At 53.4% G+C, this 21,382-nt stretch carries 20 protein-coding genes; 4 read left to right on the forward strand and 16 right to left on the reverse strand.

From position 1 onward, the window contains the following. Positions 1-122 precede the first annotated feature (122 nt). Together EKM90_RS04290 and hflX are read left to right on the forward strand one after the other, a co-directional pair. Positions 123-1,049 carry a diacylglycerol/lipid kinase family protein gene (locus tag EKM90_RS04290; RefSeq protein WP_125580024.1) on the forward strand — a complete coding sequence of 309 codons (927 nt, stop codon included), beginning with the start codon at positions 123-125 and terminating at the stop codon, positions 1,047-1,049. 632 nt (positions 1,050-1,681) lie between these two features. Further along, positions 1,682-2,959: a GTPase HflX gene (hflX, locus tag EKM90_RS04295; protein WP_125580026.1), complete on the forward strand. Its 1,278-nt coding sequence runs from the start codon at positions 1,682-1,684 to the stop codon at positions 2,957-2,959. A 59-nt stretch (positions 2,960-3,018) separates the two neighbouring features. Here hflX and brnQ read toward each other — a convergent pair whose 3' ends face one another. After that, on the reverse strand, positions 3,019-4,401 hold the full coding sequence (gene brnQ, locus EKM90_RS04300; RefSeq protein ID WP_125580028.1) for a branched-chain amino acid transport system II carrier protein: 1,383 nt from the start codon (positions 4,399-4,401) through the stop codon (positions 3,019-3,021). A 465-nt stretch (positions 4,402-4,866) separates the two neighbouring features. Here brnQ and EKM90_RS13180 point away from each other — a divergent pair, with 465 nt between their 5' ends. Further along, the gene (locus EKM90_RS13180) at positions 4,867-4,950 is read left to right on the forward strand and encodes a type I toxin-antitoxin system Fst family toxin (protein ID WP_225422724.1); all 84 of its coding nucleotides are present in this window, start codon (positions 4,867-4,869) and stop codon (positions 4,948-4,950) included. A 187-nt stretch (positions 4,951-5,137) separates the two neighbouring features. Here EKM90_RS13180 and EKM90_RS04310 read toward each other — a convergent pair whose 3' ends face one another. The 14 genes from EKM90_RS04310 to EKM90_RS04375 form a co-directional block, all read right to left on the reverse strand. After that, positions 5,138-7,831: an alpha-mannosidase gene (locus tag EKM90_RS04310; RefSeq protein WP_225422725.1), complete on the reverse strand. Its 2,694-nt coding sequence runs from the start codon at positions 7,829-7,831 to the stop codon at positions 5,138-5,140. After that, positions 7,831-8,238, reverse strand: coding sequence for a hypothetical protein (locus EKM90_RS04315; protein ID WP_125580034.1), 408 nt, complete (start codon positions 8,236-8,238; stop codon positions 7,831-7,833). The genes EKM90_RS04310 and EKM90_RS04315 overlap by 1 nt, the downstream gene beginning before the upstream one ends. A gap of 263 nt (positions 8,239-8,501) precedes the next feature. Further along, entirely contained in the window at positions 8,502-9,155 is a 654-nt protein-coding gene (locus EKM90_RS04320) for an amino acid ABC transporter permease (RefSeq protein WP_125580035.1), read from the reverse strand. Between the two features lie 15 nt (positions 9,156-9,170). Then, positions 9,171-9,815 carry an amino acid ABC transporter permease gene (locus EKM90_RS04325; protein WP_125580037.1) on the reverse strand — a complete coding sequence of 215 codons (645 nt, stop codon included), beginning with the start codon at positions 9,813-9,815 and terminating at the stop codon, positions 9,171-9,173. Continuing rightward, positions 9,815-10,639, reverse strand: coding sequence for a transporter substrate-binding domain-containing protein (locus EKM90_RS04330; RefSeq protein ID WP_125580039.1), 825 nt, complete (start codon positions 10,637-10,639; stop codon positions 9,815-9,817). The genes EKM90_RS04325 and EKM90_RS04330 overlap by 1 nt, the downstream gene beginning before the upstream one ends. Positions 10,640-10,650: 11 nt before the next feature. Further along, complete coding sequence (locus tag EKM90_RS04335; protein WP_125580040.1) at positions 10,651-11,388, reverse strand: amino acid ABC transporter ATP-binding protein; 738 nt, start codon at positions 11,386-11,388, stop codon at positions 10,651-10,653. Between the two features lie 291 nt (positions 11,389-11,679). Then, positions 11,680-12,513, reverse strand: a complete 834-nt coding sequence (locus tag EKM90_RS04340; RefSeq protein WP_125580042.1) for a DUF6681 family protein — start codon at positions 12,511-12,513, stop codon at positions 11,680-11,682. 15 nt (positions 12,514-12,528) lie between these two features. Continuing rightward, positions 12,529-12,960 carry a hypothetical protein gene (locus tag EKM90_RS04345; protein WP_125580044.1) on the reverse strand — a complete coding sequence of 144 codons (432 nt, stop codon included), beginning with the start codon at positions 12,958-12,960 and terminating at the stop codon, positions 12,529-12,531. 115 nt (positions 12,961-13,075) lie between these two features. Further along, the gene (locus EKM90_RS04350) at positions 13,076-13,513 is read right to left on the reverse strand and encodes a Fur family transcriptional regulator (protein WP_125580046.1); all 438 of its coding nucleotides are present in this window, start codon (positions 13,511-13,513) and stop codon (positions 13,076-13,078) included. Between the two features lie 336 nt (positions 13,514-13,849). Further along, the gene (locus tag EKM90_RS04355; protein WP_125580048.1) at positions 13,850-14,431 is read right to left on the reverse strand and encodes a nucleoside/nucleotide kinase family protein; all 582 of its coding nucleotides are present in this window, start codon (positions 14,429-14,431) and stop codon (positions 13,850-13,852) included. A gap of 109 nt (positions 14,432-14,540) precedes the next feature. Beyond that, positions 14,541-15,728, reverse strand: a complete 1,188-nt coding sequence (locus EKM90_RS04360) for a C40 family peptidase (RefSeq protein WP_125580050.1) — start codon at positions 15,726-15,728, stop codon at positions 14,541-14,543. A 334-nt stretch (positions 15,729-16,062) separates the two neighbouring features. After that, positions 16,063-16,422, reverse strand: coding sequence for a hypothetical protein (locus EKM90_RS04365; RefSeq protein ID WP_125580052.1), 360 nt, complete (start codon positions 16,420-16,422; stop codon positions 16,063-16,065). Positions 16,423-16,509: 87 nt separating this feature from the next. Continuing rightward, a complete protein-coding gene (gene tyrS / locus EKM90_RS04370; RefSeq protein WP_125580054.1) occupies positions 16,510-17,772 on the reverse strand; it encodes a tyrosine--tRNA ligase in 1,263 nt (420 codons plus the stop codon). A gap of 326 nt (positions 17,773-18,098) precedes the next feature. After that, on the reverse strand, positions 18,099-18,431 hold the full coding sequence (locus EKM90_RS04375) for an ArsR/SmtB family transcription factor (RefSeq protein WP_225422720.1): 333 nt from the start codon (positions 18,429-18,431) through the stop codon (positions 18,099-18,101). A gap of 178 nt (positions 18,432-18,609) precedes the next feature. Between EKM90_RS04375 and EKM90_RS04380 the strand changes: the two genes are divergently transcribed. Beyond that, positions 18,610-19,545 carry an FAD:protein FMN transferase gene (locus EKM90_RS04380; protein WP_125580056.1) on the forward strand — a complete coding sequence of 312 codons (936 nt, stop codon included), beginning with the start codon at positions 18,610-18,612 and terminating at the stop codon, positions 19,543-19,545. A 73-nt stretch (positions 19,546-19,618) separates the two neighbouring features. On the opposite strand, the gene EKM90_RS04385 is transcribed toward EKM90_RS04380, so the two are convergent. Next, complete coding sequence (locus EKM90_RS04385) at positions 19,619-21,379, reverse strand: glycoside hydrolase family 13 protein (RefSeq protein WP_125580058.1); 1,761 nt, start codon at positions 21,377-21,379, stop codon at positions 19,619-19,621. Positions 21,380-21,382 lie beyond the last annotated feature (3 nt).

The raw sequence follows: 21,382 nt of genomic DNA on the forward strand, positions 1-21,382 counted from the left end.
AATATAGCGGTTTCACAAAATGGTGGGCCCTAATCTTCGAGCTAAAACCACCAGCCTCCGCAGCCTTAAATAACGTGTTACACTGTAGGCAAAACTTATTGTTGCGTTTAGGAGGTAGAAAAATGACAGCTTACGCCTTAATCTACAATCCACACGCCGGTCATAATGGCGCCACGGCCGTCGCCGAACATATTGCTCATCGCATCAAAGCCGCTGGGCACACTGTGATCAACAAGCCCACCAGTCACGCTGGTGAAGCCACCGACCTCGCCTACACCGCTCAGGTCGATGTTGTGGTGGCCATTGGCGGTGACGGCACCATCAACGAAGTCGCAGCTGGCCTTGTCAAACGCCGCACACCGCCGCTGCTGGGCATCATTCCCCAGGGCACGGTCAACAATCTGGCGCGGGTGCTGCATGTGCCGCAAATGGTTGATTTGGCCTTAGTTAATCTGCTCGAAGGCCAGCCCCAGCCGCTGGATATCGGCATCGTGAACGACAAGGTGATGATTTCCACCCTTACGTTGGGCGTGTTGGCCAACGCCGCCGTTTCTGTCTCGCAAAAAGAAAAGCAGAAATTCGGTCCTTTCGTCTACCTTGCCCGCGGCTTGCACAGTCTCGGCAAAAATCAACACTGGCCGCTGATTATCAAAAGCGCTGGCGAAACCTGGCAGAAGGACACCGCCTTTTTGCTGGTGACCATGACTAATTCGGTAGGCGGCTTCCTTAACTTTGCCCCGCAAGCCAAACCTGACGACGGTTTGTTTCACGTCTTCGTGGCTCCGCGCATGACTTGGCGGCGGACCTTGCTCCTATTGCCCTACTTCTTAACCGGCAACTTCAGCAAGCTGCCCGGCATGACCTATTTCGCCACGAATGAACTGACCATCACCAGTACGAAGACCAAATTACGCAGCCGCATCGACGGCGACCCGAGCACTAAGCTGCCGCTGAAGATGCACGTCGCCGCGGGTAAGGTGCAGGTGCTCATCAAGCCTTTCATCCTCCGCGAATGGGTCAATGGCGTCAAAGCGGAAACCTCAAAGTAACCTGGCTATCATCGAGTACGCTCACCATCTAGATTAGCGGGTGGAGCAGTGCTCAAAGCTATGTGGACTAGTAAAATTTAATGCGAACCCGTGTCATCTAACCGTTCACCACACTGTGGGGCAGGGCAACTGGAGCAGAAAGGGGCTCGAGGTGTTGTTGTTCTAATCCAACGATTTTTGTTGGCTTAGAACAAGCCGCGACTTTGAGACTCGCAGAGGCTCAAAGTGCTGGCCACCACGTTCCAGCCCCTTACTGCGGAGGTTGCCCTGCCCGAGCTAATTTGGTTGTTGTAGTCGCGCTACGTGAGGCCAACGCTCGAGCAGCTAGCTACGCGCCAAGCCTCGCCTGCCAAGAACGCTGGCAATACTTGGCGCTAGGCTATCTGTCGAGCTAAAAGCGGCCTCACTTCGCAGCCTTGGTATTTCTCCGCCAAACATGCTAAACTGAACCTAGATATAGGAAAGGAGCTAACTCGCGATGCGTTTAAAAGTTGTTGCCACGCAGTTAATTGGATAATCAGCGTTTTTTGGCGCGACTTGCGAGTTGGATCTACGGAACCAGGATTATTTGGGGAAGCTGATGACAGCTTCCCTTCTTTTGTCTTTTTTCAAGGCGCGCCTCAGGAGGATTTATGGATCAATTACAACCAGAAAAAGTACTCATCACCGGCATCTCCAAGATGCAGGACAATTTCGACTATTCCATGCAGGAATTAGCCGAACTCGCCAAAGCCAACCACTATGACGTGGTTGGCGAAACCCGGCAGAACCTAGACCGGGCCAGCGGTGCCACCTATTTTGGCATCGGGAAAGTCGACGAAATCGCCGAACTGGCTCGGGCCAACGACGCCACCACGGTCTTGGTGAACGACGAGCTCAGCCCCTCGCAGCTGCGCAATCTAGAAAAGCAGATGAAGCTTCATGTGGTTGACCGCACCCAGCTGATTTTGGAAATTTTCGCTAACCGCGCCGCCAGCAAGTCGGCCAAGGCGCAAGTCGAAATCGCCCAGTTGCAGTACGCCTTGCCGCGCCTGCATCCCAGTGCCAACAAGCTGGATCAGCAAGGCGGCGGTGGTGCCGGCGGCCTGGCCAACCGTGGGGCAGGTGAAACCAAACTCGAAATGGACCGGCGCGTGCTCAACAAACGCATCGCCCGTTTGCGCCGCGAACTTAAAGAAGCCGACATCGGCGCCGAGGTGCGTCGGGCCAAACGGACCGAAAATAAACTGCCAGTCGTGGCGTTGGTGGGCTACACCAACGCCGGCAAATCGACGACCATGAACGGCTTGCTGGATCTGTTCGCCGATCATCCGGAAACTAAGCAGGTCTTTGAAAAGGACATGCTGTTTGCCACCTTGGACACCAGCGTGCGCCAGCTGACTTTGCCGGACAATCGCAAGTTCCTGCTGTCGGATACGGTTGGTTTCGTCTCGAAGTTGCCACATAACCTAGTCGACTCGTTTAAGGCAACCTTGGCCGAAGCTGCGAATGCCGATTTGCTGATCCAGGTGGTGGATTACCACGACCCGCATTACCCGGAAATGATGAAAGTCACCGAGGACACCTTGCACAGCATCGGCATAGAAAACATTCCGATGATCGAAGCCTACAACAAGGCCGACTTACGGGCAGACACGCGTTTCCCGGAAGAAAACGGCAATCAGCTGATTTACTCCGCCCGCGATCAAGCCTCGCTCCAGCGCTTGACGGAGATGATCACCAGCCGTATTTTCGCCGACTCGCAGGTCAATACCTACCTCATCCCCTTTGCCCAAGGTAGTGTGGTCGATTTTATCAACCGCGAAACCGGCGTCATCGAAACTGCTTATGAGGAAAATGGCACCCGCATCAAAACCACAGTTAACCCGATTCAGGCGGGCAAATTACGCCAGTACCTGATTGAAGACTAACCCGAAAAAACTCGGTCCTGCTTTACCGCTACAGCGGTGAGGCAGGACCGAGTTTTGACTTATTCCCGGATTTCACTAACCAGTTCAGGCCGCTGCAAGGTGCCGGTCGCTTTGGCCAATGCCACCCCACCAATTAGCCCTAGTAGCATGAAGGGTACAAAGTCCATGGCGTATTGATACCAAGGAATGAAGCGCGTCGCCCATCCGGTAATTGCTTGGATCCAAATCCAGCTCGCCGCGGGTTGAGGCAGCGCATTGAGCGCATCCAGCACTGCCGGAATCACCGTTAGGCCGACAGTAGTTTTGTAAATCAGGCCGTTTTTACCGATGAACGGGTGCAACAGCCCCAAAATAATCAACGCAATCGCCAGCGGATACAGCAACATCAATACTGGCGTCGACCAGGCAATGATTTGATTGAGCCCGATATTGGAAATCAAAAAGGCCCCGAAACAGGTCAGCGGCAAAAAGCGCTTGAACCCAATGTGCGGAAATCGATGGCCCAAGTCCTGTGACAGCGACGTGACCAGGCCAATCGCCGAGGTCAAACAGGCCAGCACGGTCATCGCGGCTAACAGGCCCGTGCCAATGAGGCCCGTGTAATGCGTCATAATGGCGGTAAATGCCGGTCCACCGTTAGCAGTGGTGGCGGTGAACCGCAGCGACAGGACGCCAAGCGCAATCAAGAGCGCATAGATAATCGCTTCCAGCCCCATCGCCAGTGCCCCCACCTTGGCGACATCTTGGCTGCGGCGCCGCGGCGAGGTGACCCCGAAGAAGCCCAGCGCCGCCACGATTGTCACCCCAAAGCCCAAACCAGCTAAGGCATCCATGGTGTTGTACCCTTGCAAAAAGCCATTGGTCAATTGACTGCCAGCCGCGGTGGCATGCGTCGCCGCCAGCAACTGTGGGCCGTCGCCTTTGATGATGAACGCCGCCACAAACGCCGCCCCGAGCAGTAATAGCAACACCGGATTGAGGAACTTGCCGACGTAATCGGTCATTTTGGACGGCTGGCGGGAGAAGAAGTAGGTTAAGGCAAAGTAGACTGCCGAGAACAACAATAGGGCCAGTTGCAAGTGATCCTTACCGATAAACGGTTGCACCCCCATTTCAAAGGCCACAGTCGCCGTGCGCGGGGTGGCAATTAACAGCCCCAAACTGGCATGGGTCGCCACCAGGAAGAAGAGGGCGAACGCCTTTCCCACTGGCCGCGCTAGGTGAAACATGGAATCGGATTCGGTCATCGAGATAGCTAAGATTGCCATCAGTGGCAAGCACACCGCTGACAGCAAAAAGCCCAGCGTGGCTGGCAACCAGTTGCCGCCGGCGATCTGGCCGAGGTGAATCGGGAAAATCAGATTCCCAGCGCCGAAAAACAGGCCGAACAACATGGAACCTAACACCAGATACTGACGTTTCGTTAATTTGGGTTGGGTCATAGCAATGCCTCCATTCGAATTACGGGGACGAAAAAAGCGCCCCTAGTAGCTTAACTACTAAGGGCGCTGAGCGCGGTACCACCTTATCTTGTCAGTTCGTCACCAAACTAACCTCAGAGCGTACGACCAGTAAAAACTGGCGATATGCCGTTGCTGTAATGGGCGCACCCAGCCGCGACTCCTCGCCGCGACAACTCATAGCCTACTTTCACTGCTTGATCAACACCGCTTCCCACTAACCGCGGCTCCCTGAGTTGATGACGGCAACTACTCTGCTAATCTTCGTCTTTGTTGAGAGTTAGCATAAATGAAATTTCAGTGAGTGTCAACCTTAAATTTTAATAATGCTTCAAATCACTCGTGCAAATGACATCACCAGCACTGGGCACTTTGCTCGCAGTTCATCATTTTCATTGGCTACTATCGTCGGCAACCGGCCTCGTAAGGAGGTGTGTTGTATTGAAGATGCTATTTGTGGCAATCATTGCCCCAGCGGTGGTGGGGATAGTAACCGAACTATTCGCCGACTGGTTGGCTCGACGACGATAATCGCCCCGGTTGTCGCTAATCCACACGCTCACATATAAGCGAAAAAAGAGCCATCACTCGCCGAATGAGTGATGGCTCTTGTGTTGCATTGAATTGCTATTTGTACAGCGAGTATACCATGTTCTTCTAGAAAAAGCATGCCCACTTGCTTATCCGAGGCACTTGTTTTGAATTGACATCCGGTCAGTTAGCGCTTAAACGCCAAGGTCACAATCTGATAAGGATGCAAGTTAACTGTCACTGCGCCGTCAGCATTGGCGGTGAGGTCGTTCACGGGGCTTTCATCTAGCCGCACCACCTGCGCCTGCGTATAAGCAAAGTTCGGCGTCAGGCTGACGGTCGTTGTCGCGCCAGAGAAATCATGCAGGCGGATGATCACCGCATCCCCGGCTTCGCTTTGCTTGATGGCATCCACGCCGGCGGTGGTGCTGGCCACCGTGAACAACGCGGGTAGGCTCGCGGCGATGCCTGGCAAGGCTAGTGCAGGATCATTTAGGGCCGCAGCGGCTTCAACCACACCACCAGCCAGGTAGTCGCCTTCGTGCGGCAGCAAGCTGTAGGTGAAGTCATGCTGGCCCTGATCGGCGTCAGGATCTGGATAGACCCCGGCTTTGATCAAGGACAAGCTCAGCCCGGCCGCCGTGGCGGCATAGCCGTATTTGCAATCATTAAGCAGCGCCACCCCATAGTCGCGCTGGCTCATATCGGCCCACTGGTGGCCAACGACTTCGAATTTGGCTTCTTCCCAGGAAGTATTACGGGCAATTGGCCGCGTCATGTTGCCATACTGAATGTCGTAGCGGGCAACATCGGTCATGACGTTAAGGTCAAAATGGGTCCGCAGCAAGATTTCATGCTCATGCCAATCGGCCCTGGTGACAAAATCCAACCGCCGTGAATCCAGCGGAATTTTCAACGTTTGGCTCACCGTCGAATGATGGAAAGTGTAGTGCATGGCCACCTCATAACCAGCTTCGTCAGCGGTGACGGTGATTTGGTCCGCCGCCAGCTCCTGTGACTTGGCTGGATAGTCGGCATCAATATTCCAATTATCAAATGCCGTTGGCCGATCCTCATACACCCGTAGCGCGTTGCCCAAGCCACCTGGCGTTAAGACCTCCCGCTGATGATCACGATCGAACAGCCGCGTCAGCTGACCCTTAGTATTCCACGCCAGCTCGTAATGCGGCGTGGTCAGGTGATCCACAGCCAAAGTCTGCTGGTGCAGCGGCTGTTTCACAGGCACAAAATGCACTTTGCGACTGCTAAAAGGCGCAATCGCCACTTGCGGCAGCCGCCAGCCGTGGCCTTGGCGCAGAGCCGCAATTTGGTTACCACTGTTGTCTTCGAAAATGCCGGCTTCAGGCTGGTCAATATACACCGTGGGATGGGACAATTGCGTGGGATTAAACAAGGTGTACTGATTGGCAGCCCCAGCTGACAGCCGGTCGGCAATAATGTTGGCCACCAGCTGCCGGGCTTCAGCGTACAACGCCTTGGCATCTTCATAGACTTCCCCAATCGCCGAGCCGGGCAGGACATCATGGAATTGATTGCAAAGCAGAATTTCCCAAATCCGATCAAAGGCCGCCTTCGGATAAGCGACGCCCTGCTGCACCCAAGCTGTGGTGGCAATGATTTCAGCCCGCCGCACGGCCAGCTCAAGTTTGCGGTTTTGCCGCTTCATTGCCGCCTGCGAGGTGTAGGTGCCGCGGTGGTATTCCAAGTAGAGCTCGCCATTCCATTCCGGATAGGTAGCCTGGTTAGCGGTAAAGGTTTGCTCCAAATCACTGAAGAAGTCGGCCACGGTTTTATTTTGGATATGCGGCATGCCAGGCAGCCGATCGATCACCTGGATATTTTCAATCATTTCCTTGGTGGGCCCGCCGCCGCCATCGCCGAACCCATAAGGCATCAGCAGGACATTGGTCAGGTCCTTATCTTGGTAGGCGCGATACGAATCCATGATGACATGCGGGGAAATTTCGCCATTGTAGGTGTACTTCCACTCTTTCGGGTTGGTGTAATCGTAAGTTCGCTCGGTAGTCGTGATGAATTCGGTCAGCACCCGGCTGCCATCCAGGCCAGTCCACATGAACACGTCATGCGGCATCCGGTTGGTATCGTTCCAAGAGATTTTGGTGGTGGCAAACCGATCAATACCAAAACCCTGCATGATTTGCGGCAAGGCATAGGAGTAGCCGAAAACATCTGGCAGCCATAGCACCGTCTGGCGGTGATGGAACTTCGCTTCAAAATAACGCGTCCCGTACAAGAACTGGCGGGTCAATGCTTCACCAGAAGGCAAGTTGGTATCGGGCTCCACCCACGTGCCGCCATCTGGCTCCCAGCGGCCTTCCGCGGCCCGCCGCTGAATGGCTTTGAACATCGCCGGGTCATCTTGTTCAATAAATTTGTGGACTTGCGGGGTGGAGTAGAAGAATTTGAACTCAGGGTAACGGTCCATCAAGCGCAGCGCCGTGGCAAAAGACCGGCGCGCTTTTTCCCGGGTATGGCGATACCGCCACAGCCACGCAACATCAATGTGGGTTTGGCCAATTGCGTCGATGTTAAAGGCCAGCTTGCTGCCGTGATGCGCGGTGATGAAGGTCTCAATCAAGGTCATTACCTGCCCACAAGCCTCATCCAATGCGGCGGTTGTCAAGGTCGCCCAGAAGAAGTGGCTAAAAGCCTGCTTCACCAGGCGCTGATAGTCATAGCGTAGCGGATCATCGATATGCAGTTCCGGAATCAGATTCACGATGTTGGCCAGATAGCGGTAGGTCTGCCGCGCCAGCCGGTGCTCAGGACCGAACGCTGCCTGGTTGAAGACAAAATGCTGGGTCTGTTTGGGTCCGCCGCCTTCCAAGCCACTCCACATCAGCAACTGACAGGCGACTTGCTGCCCGGCGTATTCGGAACCAAAGAAGATTTCCTCATGTTGCTATCCACCGCTTGGCGCACTTGACCGTTCACAAACAGTAGCCCTTCAAAGCCCGAATTGTTGCCATCTCCAGTGCGCCCGACATCCAGTTTCGCCACTGTGGCTTCGCTGGCCGCTGACACCGGCACGGTAAAGCGGAGCCAGTTGTAATCGTCTCGGCCAGACCAGTGATCACCGAGCTGAACGGCCTGCCACTGCGCCTCCGCCGGCGGCAACGTGCGGTGATCAGCCCTCGTCTCATGCCACAACGCTAAATCAGAAAGGTTCTGAAAATCCGCGTATAACGCCTGATGCAACAAGCGCAACTGCTGATTGACCTTACGTTGATCAAATTCTGCTGTCATTGTTTTCTCCTTGAATACTTAAATTACGCCCAGTATAGCGCAGAATTTTTAGCAGCAACACATTGACATATCAGGAATTTTGGGAATTGGAAGACACTGATCAAGCATGAGAAACAAGTTGGGCACACAACTATTTCAGAACAGTACGAGCCAAAATGCGACGCCCTAGCCAGATAAGCCAAGCGGCCTGCAAAACCTAAGTTCAGGTTTTACAGGCCGCTTGGCTTATCCTCTGGGCTAAAACCGCATTTTGTCTCAGCCTATTAATTCAACCGGTGATCGATGATGCGTGACCCAACCGATAACGCGTAGTTCACAATGAAGTACAGCACGGCTAACGCCACGAACATCGGAATGGTGTAATTGACGTTCTGCCCATAGATGATCTGTGCATGCTGGGTGAGTTCTGGCAGTAGGATAATCGTTGCCAAGCTGGTATCCTTCACCAGCGAAATGAACTGCGATACCAGCGGCGGAATCATTTTTTTGAAAGCTTGTGGCAAAATGATTTGAAGCATCGCCTGCGAGTAGCTCATGCCATTACTGCGCGCCGCTTCCATTTGACCCACTGGCACGGCGCCAATCCCGGAGCGAATAATCTCGGCCAGCATGGCGGATTCAAACACCGTCATCGCCACGATTGAAGCTGGAATCACCGACAGGCGCAGCCCGATATTCGGCAAGGCAAAGTAGGTGAAGAATAGCAGCAACAGCAGCGGTAGATTGCGAATCAGGTCGATGATGAAGCCGACAATCGCGCTAAAGTATTTGATTTTCACATACCGCGCAATCCCAAGCAAGGTACCAATCAAGAAACTGAAGAAAATCGACACCACGGACACTTCAATCGTGACCCATAACCCACGCAGGAGGTAACTCAGGTTGACGGCTGAATAAGCATTAATAAAATTCTGCATCCTGACTCCCCCTTCCTAGGCCGTGTGCCAACGTTTTTCCAGATACCGCATCGCGTAGGACATCGGCATCGTGATCACCAAGTACAGCACCCCAACGGCCAAATAAGTATCAAAAGTGTTGAAGGTGGCATTGGCAATCAGCTTGCCTTGGTACATTAGGTCAAAGCCAGCGACAAACGCCAGTACCGATGAATTCTTGACCAGGTTGATGAACTGGTTGCCCAGCGGCGGAATCACCAGTTTAATCGCCTGGGGGAACACCACATGCGTCATGGCCTGCATGTAAGACAAGCCGTTGCTGCGGGCGCCTTCCATTTGGCCATTCGGCACGGATTGAATGCCGGCGCGCACCGTTTCGGCAATAAAGGCACTGGTGTAAATCGTCAGGCCAATGGTGCCAGCAGTGAAGCCGTCCATTTGCATAATGAACTGCGGCACAATCACATAAAAGGCCATGGCAATCACCAGCAGCGGAATGTTGCGAATGAATTCCACATAGGCTTTGCCAATTACCCGCACCCATTTGTGCAGGGAGATTTCCATCAAGGCAAAGGCCGTGCCGATAATCAGGCTGGCAATCAAGGCAATCACACTGGCCATTAAGGTGTAGCCAAGGCCAGACAGGAGGGCGTCCCAGTTACTGAACATAATCTTGAACATTAGCCCACCTCCTTAATATCAAAGCCTGGCACATCACCAAACCATTTGTTGATCAGTTTTTCGTAAGTGCCATTTTGCCGCAAGGTCTTGAGGGCCTTGTTCATGGCGTTGGTCAAATTGGTTTGGCCCTTGTTCATAGCAATCCCATACGGTTCTTTGGTGAAGGAGCCGCCCACGACGACATAGCGGGGATCTTGTTGCGACATCCCATACAAAATGCCGTTGTCGGTGGTCAGCGCATCGCCTTGGTGCGATTTCAGGGCGGTGAAGGCTTGGGCATAGTCCGAAAGCTGGAGCACCTTCGTGGCTGGCGCAACTTTGCGAATGTTATCCACGGAGTTGGAGCCTTGCACCCCAATCACCTTGGTGCCAGCGGTCAAATCCTTGACGGACTTGATTTTGCTATCCTTGGGCACCAGTAGCGACTGGCCAGCGTTAAAGTATGAATCCGAGAAGTTCAACACTTTTTGCCGCTCCGGCGTGATGGTCATGGTGCCAATCACGGCATCCACGTTGCCACCTTTGAGCATCGGCACTCGGGTATCAGAGGTGATTTGCACCAACTCCGCCTTCCCCTTGCTGCCTAAAATTTGCTTGGTGAGCGCCTTGGCCATATCAACTTCAAAGCCTTTGATCGACCCAGTTTTCACATCCATCAACCCAAACAGCCGGGTGTCGGCTTTAACGCCCCAAACCAGGGTGTCCGCCTTTTTGGCGCGGGCCAAGGCGTCTTGATCCGCCAATGGCTTCCCGCAACCTGCTGCCACCAAGATTAAAAACCCTGCGGCGAGCAGGACGCTCATGCGTTTGAAAAGTTTTTTCATGCGCGCCCCTCCTAGTGATTCAAAATCTTACTGATGAATTCCTGGGCCCGTGGTTCCTTAGGATGATCGAAGAAGCCCTTCACATCGGTGGCATCTTCCAAGATTTGGCCATCTGCCATGAAGACAATGCGATCGCCCACGCGCTTGGCAAAGCCCATTTCGTGAGTCACCACGACCATGGTCATGCCTTGCTTGGCGATTTTCTGCATGACATCCAGCACATCACCGATCATTTCCGGATCCAGCGCAGAAGTCGGTTCGTCAAACAAAATGGCGCGCGGCTTCATGGCCAAGGAGCGCGCAATCGCGACGCGCTGCTTTTGGCCGCCTGACAGCGCGGCTGGGAACTTTGGCGCCTGATCGGCCAAGCCAACCATGTCCAGCAGGGCCATGGCTTCTTTTTCTGCCTGCGCCTTATCGGCCTTGAGCACCAAGGTGGGGCCGAGGGTGATGTTTTCTAACACCGTTTTGTTGGCATACAAATTAAAATGCTGGAACACCATGCCGACGTTTTTGCGAATCTTATTCATGTCGGTTTTGCGGTCGGCTAAGTCATAGTCGTTGACGATCAATTGCCCGGAAGTAATCAACTCAAGGCCGTTAATGGTCCGCAGTAAGGTACTTTTCCCAGAGCCGGACGGGCCGATGATGGTGACCACTTCCCCGCGATCGATCGTTAAATTAATATCCTTCAACGCGTGGAACTTGCCGTAGTACTTCTCGACGTCATGAAATTCGATCATTGACATCTGGATTCCCCCTTTTGCGCAATTCAGGCACTGCACAGACAATGCTTGTTTCCAGCATACGCCGGTCCAAGGCCGGTTGGCAAGAAATAAGCCTTTTTGCCGGGGCTTGGTTCACCCCGTGACCGGTTTAGTTCACCCTGGTTAATCATCTGTTTAATTGCCTTTAATTGCCACTATCGTGTTTAGATTAAAAACATCTGTATGTGTAGTTCGAACAAATTGGCATAAAAAAAACGTCAACGCTATCAGTTTTAATAAATAATACTACCGATAGCGTGAGCGTTTTGCAAATCAATTTTGTTGGCCTGTCACATCCGCGCGTGGTGAATAGGCGAATTGCACCACAATTTCATAGGGGTGGTTTTCCTTTAACAAGCCGTGCCGGCCTGGCCGCTGATGCTCACCGCCTTGCAGAAAAACGTGTCCCGCGGCGAGCTGATAATCCTTCAGTGCGGCTTTCACTGGCATCAACCCGACCTGGGTCACATCCCCTAGCGAGACCGCGTTCAGGGCATTGAGGCCACCGAGCACCTGCACCTGATCGCCTTGAATATCCAAGCGGTAATAAGGCAGTTCCACTGGCCCCCCCATCGCCGACACCGGTTTGTGCGTCTTTTGGGCGACCCGCTGAATGGCATGAGCATCCAGGCCCTGATAATTCGTGGTAATGGTCCCAGCCGTGGTTAAAAGTTGGATCAAATTTGCCAGATTTTCCTGCTGCTTGGGCGTGGTGGTCAGCACGGTAGGCAGTAGCTCTTGTTGGGCAAAGACGCCGCTGGCAGCACCGATCTGGTGGCCCTTGGTTAAAGCCGCCTCCGCCGCCTTCATGCGCTCAGGATTGCCGCCTAGCCGTTTTTCAATCAGCGGGGAAATGTCCAGCTTGGTCGTTTTGTTGGTGAAGTAATACAGCACATTCAAGGCGATGAAATACAGCAGCACAATGAACAGGAGCAAAAACAGCACGCCTTGAATGCGGTAACCCGCATAACGCAGCGAGCGAATGGCCAAGTACAGGACATAGAAATTGGCCACGCCGGCCACTACGGTGAAGGCTTTGCCTTTCGCCTTATCCTGAATATTGAAATAGCCTAAAAAACGGTTGAGTAAATCCAATGCTGTCAGCATGGCTTAGCCTCCTTCCTACTCTTGATTGTTGTTATCGGCCGTACTGGAGGAGCTGCTGGCGCTCGCACTGGATGAGGACGAGCCCGACGCGCCGCTGGACTGCGTGTTCCCGCTACCTGAGGAGCCGCTGCTGGCCTTTGAACTGTCTGAGCTACTCTCCTCTTGACTCGAACTGGAAGCCTCAGGTTGGCTACTGGAGCTGGCCTCAGGCGCACTAGAAGCACTGGCGTCACTGGCACTAGATGCCGGCTCGCTGCTACTGCTTGAGCTACTTGATTTGTCCGCCTTGCTTTGATTAATACTGGAGATCAGCGCACTTTGCGAGGCCTCAGATTTGGGGGTACTCGTCGGATTGACGGTATTGTTGACCCAGTTATACCCACTGACTAAAACGATAATGGAAACAATGGCCGCTGGCGAGAGCAACGGCGGGGTCCGATAAGCCATAAGCGCCCTCCTTTTCAAACTAATTATATCGATTGTAACCTAAATTCCGCTTGGCACGCCTTAAGAAAAGGCAAAAACGCCATGACGCCCAGCTACTAGCCGGCCATCACCGCGTTTAGTCAGTCGCTGCTTGTTTTTGCGCGCAGTCAGCACACAGGCCATACAGTTCGAAGTTATGGCTTGCGATTTTGGCGCCAGGCAGCTGATTTTCGAAATAGTCTAACGGACACATTTTCAACTCTTGCACCCGATGACAATTCGTACAGATGAAATGGTGATGATGTGGATGCTGGAAATCACACTGCAACTTCACGATGGCTTGTTCGTTTTGGACATCACTTTCCAGAATACCCAGCTTTTCAAATTCCTTGACGTTACGGTAAATCGTATCATGCGAGAGTCCTGGATACTGTTGGCGCATGTATTTATCCAGCGTGGTGACTGGCACAAACTGCTCAGAAGCCGCTAAATAAGCGACCAAATCCCGCCGCTGCTTAGTGACACGCATCCCGCTTTGTTTCATCTTATCAATAGCGATTGTTGTCTGTGACATCATAGCCCTCCACCGTTAATCAGAACAATTACGATTAGTCAATACAGTCTAGCATAGGCAAGAAAGAAGTTCAATGAGGCTGCGGAGCCGAGCGCAACTACAAAGGCTGCGAAGTGAGACCGGGCTTAGCCGGATGGGTAGCCTAGCTCAAGGCATTGCCGTCGGTTCTTGACGGCGAGGCCTTGAGCGTAGCTAGCCACTCCGGCGTTGGTCTCACGGAGCGCAACTACAAAGGCTGCGCAGTGAGACCGGGCTTAGCCGGATGCGTAGCCTAGCTGCTCGCGGGGCCCAGCGTAGCGCAACTAGGCTACGAGGTTGAGCCACCTATTGATATCCTTAGCGCCCCTGCTCAGCTTCCTGCTTCACCTGCAGCTGCTGAAAGAACTGATCAATCGCCCGCTTGGCGTCTGGCCACTTATCATTGGTGACCACGGTGGCCACGCCAGCCAGCGCCGGTGGCAAGGTCAAGTCGCGGCGATACTCATCGCTTTGCAGGCGCTGCGTAATCATGGCCGGTTCGTCCCCGCGGTTCAGCAACCGCTGCTTCAGCACATGCGGCTGCTCGAGGGTAAGAAACAGCACTGCGGGCTTGGGATCAAGTTGCTGCACGTAGCTGATGGCACCGGCGGTATCAAGCACGATGCTGGCGTAATCCGACTGCGCAAAAGCCCGGTCCAAGGCTTCATACGAACTGCCGTAACTGTAGCCCGCATAGGTGACATGCTCGATGTAATGATTTTGAGCAAAACTAGTGGGTGTTTCAAAATAATAGTCCACGCCATCCGCCTCGCCAGCGCGCATCGGCCTCGTCGTATGGGTAATGACCCGCGCCACCTGGTAATGCGTGTGTAAATACGTGCTGACGGTGGTTTTACCGGTCCCGCTGGCGCCGGTGATAACAATCAGTTGATGTGCCATGAGCGTCCTCCTAGTTCCTTCTATTGTAACAGAAACCTCACGGAAAAATTGGGCAACAAAAAACCCGCACACGGCGGGTTTTTTCATTGTGAGTGTTTAGTGGTGAAGCCTAGAAACGACGAGCGTAGTTAGGTGTCCAGCTAGAAATAGATTGCGTTGTCACGGGTTCGCCTTCGTAAGTCGCGTGAACGTACTGACCGCCGCCGATGTAGATCGCAACGTGGTGCGCTGGTGAACCCCAGAAAAGCAGGTCGCCAGGCTGCAGGCTGGACAGTGATACGGAGTGGCCGATGTTAGCCAACTGACTTGCCTGGTGAGGCAAGGAGCCGAGACCAGCCATCTTAGCAGCGTAAACAACTAAGCCAGAGCAGTCAAAGTGGTCAGGACCAGCAGCGGCGTAAACATAAGTCTTGCCCCGCTGAGCCAGCGCGATGGAAACAAAGGAGCTCTTGCTACCATTACCTGCGACGTAGCTACCAGAATTACTGATGGCATTGCCGGTTTGGTTATTCAGCTTGGTGGTCGTTGCTTGGGACTGCGCGGTCTGAGTAGCAGCCGCTTGGGTCTTAGCAACTAAAGCAGCAGCGGCAGCAGCCGTGGCCTTGTTAACGTCATTTTGCAAGCTGGTCAACTGAGCTTTGTTGTCGTTGATCTGCTTGGTTAAATCAGCAGCATCCTTGCTGGCCTGAGTCTTCAAGGTGTCAAGCTGGGCCTTGTCAGCAACCAACTTCGCCTTGGTGTTAACCAATTCGGTCTTCTTCGCTTCTTGGGCTTGCTTCAAGGTGACCTGCTTAGCTTGCGCTTCCTTAACCGCGGTCAAGGCTTCTTGGCTAGCTTGGTTCAACTTGTTAACGGTGAAGCTACGGGAAACCAGATCAGAGAAGCTCTTCGCATTCAACAGGAAGTCAAAGTAAACATTCCCAGTTGCGGATTCGCCAACCTGCTTTTGCAGGGAGATGAGTTGCTTCTTCAAAACAGCTTTACGGCTCTTCACTTCAGCAGCAGCCTTTTCAATTTGGGCTGTGTAGCTGGTGATGGTCGCTTGTGTTTCATCGATCTTGCTTTGCGTTGCATCGATGGCAACAGCCTTAGTCGAAATCTGGTCGCTGATCTTCATCACATTGGCTTGGGCAGCCTGTAACTTGGCCACCAAAGCATTCGTGCTACTTTGATTTTTGGTAACAGCGCTCTTAGCGTCGCTGACGTCATCAGCGGATACATTAGCTGCGGTACTAAATGCCCCCGACCCGATCAATGTCGCCGCGGCGACGATGGTTAATGTCTTTGCAAACTTCATTCAACACTCACTCCTCAATGAATTAACTGTAGATGAGTGTATCAGCTGAACATTACAGCACTGTTACAGTACCGTTAACAAACTAAGTCGCTCAGGACACGGAATGTTGCATTATGACAAATGAAACATCGCCCCATTATTCCGGCTGTGTACAAATACAGTTTTGCGAGTACAAACGTGTGGAGCGGTGGGATTCCCAGTCCGTTACTATTTCACAAAGATTGGCTAAAATAACAACCCGCAAAAACCGAACTTTACCAAAATATGATCAAAGAAATGCAAGAAAACGAAAACGAGCCGCCAATGCGACTCGTTTAAAGTAGAACTGTTATAATTAGCGCCCTGATTTGCCTTTTTTAACCGGGACGACTTCCAAATGCATCTGGAATTTCTCCGTCGCATCCATCACGGCAATGGCAAAATGATCATCAGCGAACCAGCTGACGGTTAACGTTTCACCGGTGGCATCATCCAAGCCATGCATGTCAACGGGCTGTTTGAGGGCAAAGGCCAAAACCTGCTCCGATAGTTCATGGAGGTCCGGCAACGTACTGGCAGCCAACTCCGCGTTCAACAGCTTCAGCGCCTCTTTACCTGCTTCTTCGTAACTTAATAACGGCTGTGTATCTAAGCCAGCGTAGAAAACCGCTAACGACTGCGCTTGATAAGTCGCTCCGACCACTGTGTAAGCCATAGGCATGCCCTCCTTAACGATTACATCAAGTATAGCATCCTGCCTGCACGCCGCGCCGCTGAATTCACCCGGTGTCGCCGAAAAAAGTTAGCCGGCAATCTTGACCAAGAAGTACTTCTTCTTCCCCCGCCGCACAATGACAAAGCGCCCGTCAAAATGGCTGCTGGGATCGATGACCGTATCCAAATCGCGCACCTTCGTCCCATTAATAGTAATGGCGCCATTTTGCACGTCTTCCCGGGCCTGGCGCCGCGAGGCTTCGATGCCAGTAGTATCCACCAACCAGGTCACGATGTTCTCGCTGGCGGCTGGCGCATTTTTGGTTGGGAACTGTTTGAAGCCTTGCGTGATTTCTTCAGCGGTCAGATCCTTCACATCGCCAGAGAACAGCGCGGCAGAAATGGCCTCGGCTTGCTCAACGGCTTTTTGACCGTGCACAAACTTCGTCACTTCTTGGGCAAGGCGGCGCTGCGCTTCCCGCTTTTCCGGATGGGTTTTGGTGGCCTCAACCAGGTCAGCAATTTCTTCCTTATCGAGGAAGGTGAAGAACTTCAGGAACTTCTCCACATCCGCATCATCTTGGTTGAACCAGAACTGGTAGAACTCGTAAGGGCTGGTCTTTTCCGGATCCAACCACACCGCGCCACCAGCGGATTTGCCAAACTTAGTGCCGTCAGACTTCAGCATCAGTGGGTTGGTTAAGCCGTAAACCTTAGCCTCGGCGCCTTCAGTTTTGTGAATCAAGTCGATACCAGCCGTAATGTTACCCCACTGATCGGCGCCGCCGAGCTGGACTTGGACATCTTCTGTCTTGTACAGTTCCAGGAAGTCGATGGATTGCAAAATCTGGTAGGTAAATTCGGTGTAGGAAATCCCGTTTTCCAGCCGGCTGGCCACGACCTCCTTATTCAGCATCTGGTTGACTGGGAATAGCTTGCCGTAGTCACGCAGAAAGTCGAGCATCGACAGCTTGGACAGCCAGGTGTAGTTATCCACAATGCGGAAGTTATCGGTGCCGAATAACCGCTCCATTTGAGCCGTGAGCTTCTTTTTGTTTTCATTAATGGTGGCCATGGTCTGCAACACCCGTTCGGAGTTGCGGCCAGAGGGATCGCCAATCGAACCGGTGCCGCCGCCAATCAGGATGACTGGCTTGTGCCCCATCAGCTGGAACCGCTTGAGCATCATGAATGGAATCAAGTGCCCAACATGCAGCGAATCCCCGGTTGGATCCGTGCCGACATAAATGCCGACATGTTTTTCCGCGGTCAGCTTCCGCAAGCCTTCCTCATCAGTTAATTGATTCAGCGCCCCGCGCCATGCTAATTCATCCAAGATATTTTCTGCCATGATATCCTCCTGTTTTATGACCAAAAAAAGTCCCTGCTTGCATTTGCAAACAGGGACGAAAAGTTTCCGCGGTACCACCCACATTATGGCCAAGGCCATCACTCTTGATGGATAACGGCCATCAGCCAAGACCACAAAGGTAGGTGTAATTCGCTAACCAGAGAAGATCGACTCGCACCGGCCGCCGACTCGCTGAGGCATCCCCTGATTTGCTACTGAAACTACTGGTCAAATATTGCAGTCAGTATCCCATAACCACGGGTAAAAGTCAATCACTGCCGCGGCTTTGCGAGGCGGCGTGACGGGGCTTTGCAAACTAAAGTGGCCTAATTGGCCGCCCGTTTCTCCAGCAGTGTCGTCAACCGTTCCAGCCGCGCGATGGTGTCATCAAGCGTCAGGTAATAATAGACAATGTTGCCGACTTGGCGACTATTGACCATGCCTAGCTCATGTAATTGCTTCAGGTGATGAGACGTTGCCGGCTGCGACAAGTCAATCATTCGGGCCAAATCATTGACCTTCATGCCATGAACCGTCGGATTTTGCCCGAGGATCATCAGCAATTTTTGCCGACTGGCATTAGCAAGGGCAGCGAGATGCCCACTATCTTGGTTCAATTCTTTCAAAGCGGCCGTTTGGACCGGGGACAAATCGTTCACGCTAATCCCCTCCTCGTTATGAATATAATCACTATAGCGTTTATAATAACTCAATTTAAAACCGGGCGAACATTAAATTAAGGATAATTTTCTTTGCCTTTGTTTATGAAAACGGTTACGCTTGAATTGATGACTTACCACGTACTGACGGGCAAATTCGTCCGAGGAGGAACGACAAATGACAACTTCAATTGAGTTCGACGGGCTGGGCGCTAAAAACACCCTCACCATCTATGAAGGCGGCGAAACCGGCACCTTTGATAAGAGCATCGCTTTAGTGTCTGCTTATGCCAAACTGCTTTCGTTTTACGATGAACACTCGCTGCTGACGCAAATCAACCAACAAGCCGGGATTGCCCCAGTGCACATTCCGGTGCGGCCAATTTTCAATCTTATTGCGCGGGCGGTGGCTTGGAGCAAACGCGGGCTGGGTTACAATGCTTTGATTGGGCCGTTAGTGGGGTTATGGCATATCGGCTTTGATGATGCCAGCGTGCCTAGCAGTGATCGCATCAAAGAGCGACTTGCTTTGACTGATCCAGATAAAGTGATTTTGGACTCGGAAGCCCAAACTGTTTTTCTCAGTGAACCTGGCATGTCCCTGGATCTCGGCGGGATTGCCAAAGGTTTCATCATTGATGAAATGGGCAAGCTCTGGCAGCAGCGCGGAGTCACCGGCGGCCTAATCGATTTGGCTGGCAACCAACTGCTGTTCGGCAACAGTGAGCAGGGCGTGCCGCTGTGGCAGGTGCCGATCACAGATCCCCGCGAACCTGGCAATCCGCCAATTGCCACCTTAACCACCGGTCCCAAAGCCGTCGTTACGACTGGCATTTACTTCCGCCACTTTGACCGGCGCGGCCATGTTTACCACCACCTGCTCGATCCACAAACCGGCAGTCCAGTTGATTCCGACATGGCCAGCATCACTGTCGTCGCCGACTCCGCCGAAAAAGCCGACGTGCTTTCTTCCGTGGGCTTTTACGCCGGCATTCCGGCTGGCTTTGACGTGATTGAGGATGAAGCCGCAGAAGCGATTTTCATCACGAAGGCCACTCAGATCACCCAAACCAGCGGCCTGCGGGAAACGTTGATGCCCACCATGGGGCACTAACACTCAGTTAAAACTAAGCGCGCTGCGTCAACTTTAAAGGTTGATGCAGCGCGCTTTTTGGCTGGCTGCCAAACTAGGACTGAGTGAAGGTTTGCAGCACTTGATCATGCGCCTGGACTAACACAGTGGGCAACAGTGCTTGTAGCGCCGGCGGCAGCCCTGCTGTCGGCGCAGGTGGGCTAAACAAAAGCGCCTCGGTGGTGGGATTAAAGTAGGCCACCACCACCTGGGCGGCGCTTTGCCGCACAATGACCAATCCCGTTCCCATGGCGAAGGTCCAAAATGCCGCGGCACCATGCAGCGCCGGCAATTGACGCCAGTGCGTTGCTTCGGCATACAGAGTCATGCTAGTGGCGTCTTCATGCCCCCAAGGATAGTACTTGCGATTTTGCGGATCGCGGCCCCCGGTCAGCCCGGCCTCATCCCCGTAGTAGATGACACGGTTGCCCGGCAGCACCGTCCACAGAAGCACCGCCTGCCGCAACTGGGCGGCCTCTGGTAGCAGCGTTTTGAGGCGCTGCGTATCATGCGTGCCCAAGCTGGTGAAATTATACGCGAACACTGCTGGTGGGTAATTCGCCTGCAGCGTCAACAGGCGCTGTGCCACTGCAGCGGCCGACATTTGGCCGGCCGCAAACTGCACCATCAGCTCCCGCTGTGGATAATTCATCACGGCCTGTAGTGACTCACCAAGGAGGTAAGGCTTGCGCTGGCCATAAGCCACCTTGTTGGAGGCATCCTCCCACACCTCACCAATCAGCACTCGGTCCGGATACTGATCCAGCAACTGACGAATTTGCGCCACAAAGGCGGTATCGAGCTCGTCCACCACATCCAGCCGCCAGCCATCCACCCCCAGGCCGGTCCAATAGCCGATGACCGAATCCGGTCCCCCAGCGATAAAGTCGTGGAACGACTGGCTGGTTTTATTGATAGCCGGCAAATCCGCCACGCCCCACCAACTGGCATAATCGTCGGGATAATGCTTGAACGTGAACCAATCATAGTATGGACTCGTTGGCGATTGGGCGGCCCCGACCGTGGGATAGTGACCTAGCGCATTAAAGTAGCGCGAATCGCGGCCCACATGATTGAACACCCCATCCAAAATCAGTCGCATCCCGCGCTGATGCAGGCCCGCCACTAACGCCTTGAACGCCGCCAGGTCGCCTAACATGGGGTCGATTTTAAAATAATCCGCCGTGTCATAGCGATGATTGCTGGCGGCTTCAAAAATCGGGCTTAAATATAGCGCCGTGTACCCCCGCTGCTGCAGCCAATCGAGCTTAGCGGTAATGCCGGCCAGATTGCCGCCATAAAAATCCCACCGCACCACTTCGCCAGCAGCATCTTTGACGTAATACGGATCATCAGTCAGTTGGCCGTACAAAAAACTATTGGCTTTCGGCGCCAGCACCCGGCCATCCGGGGTGCCGTTATTGAAGCGGTCGACGAAGATGTGGTAAATCTGCGCATCCTGATACCAGGTGGGCATAGCGTCAAAACTGGCAGCCACGGTCAGCTGATACGGCTGCACCTGCTTGAGTTCTGCCACAATCTGAGCAGGGCCACCGAACCCGGCCGTGCTGGCACTCAGAAAACGACCATCACCCAAAGCAAAGGCATAAAACCACAAACCCGGGGTCGGCGGCGTTATCTCCGCCGTGAAGCCTCCGGCGACGCGGGTCATGGCGATCGCATCATAATCCGCGCCATCTTTGGCCAGCAACAAACTCACCGTCGCTTGGTCATCGCCATGCAAGGTCAAGGTCACAGCGGTTTTCACCGTGACGGCGGTGCTGGGCTTGCGATCGCGAAAGGAATCATATTCCATGAC

Origin of the sequence: Lacticaseibacillus suibinensis (genome assembly GCF_003946175.1) — a bacterium.
In the GTDB taxonomy this organism is placed as follows: domain Bacteria; phylum Bacillota; class Bacilli; order Lactobacillales; family Lactobacillaceae; genus Lacticaseibacillus; species Lacticaseibacillus suibinensis.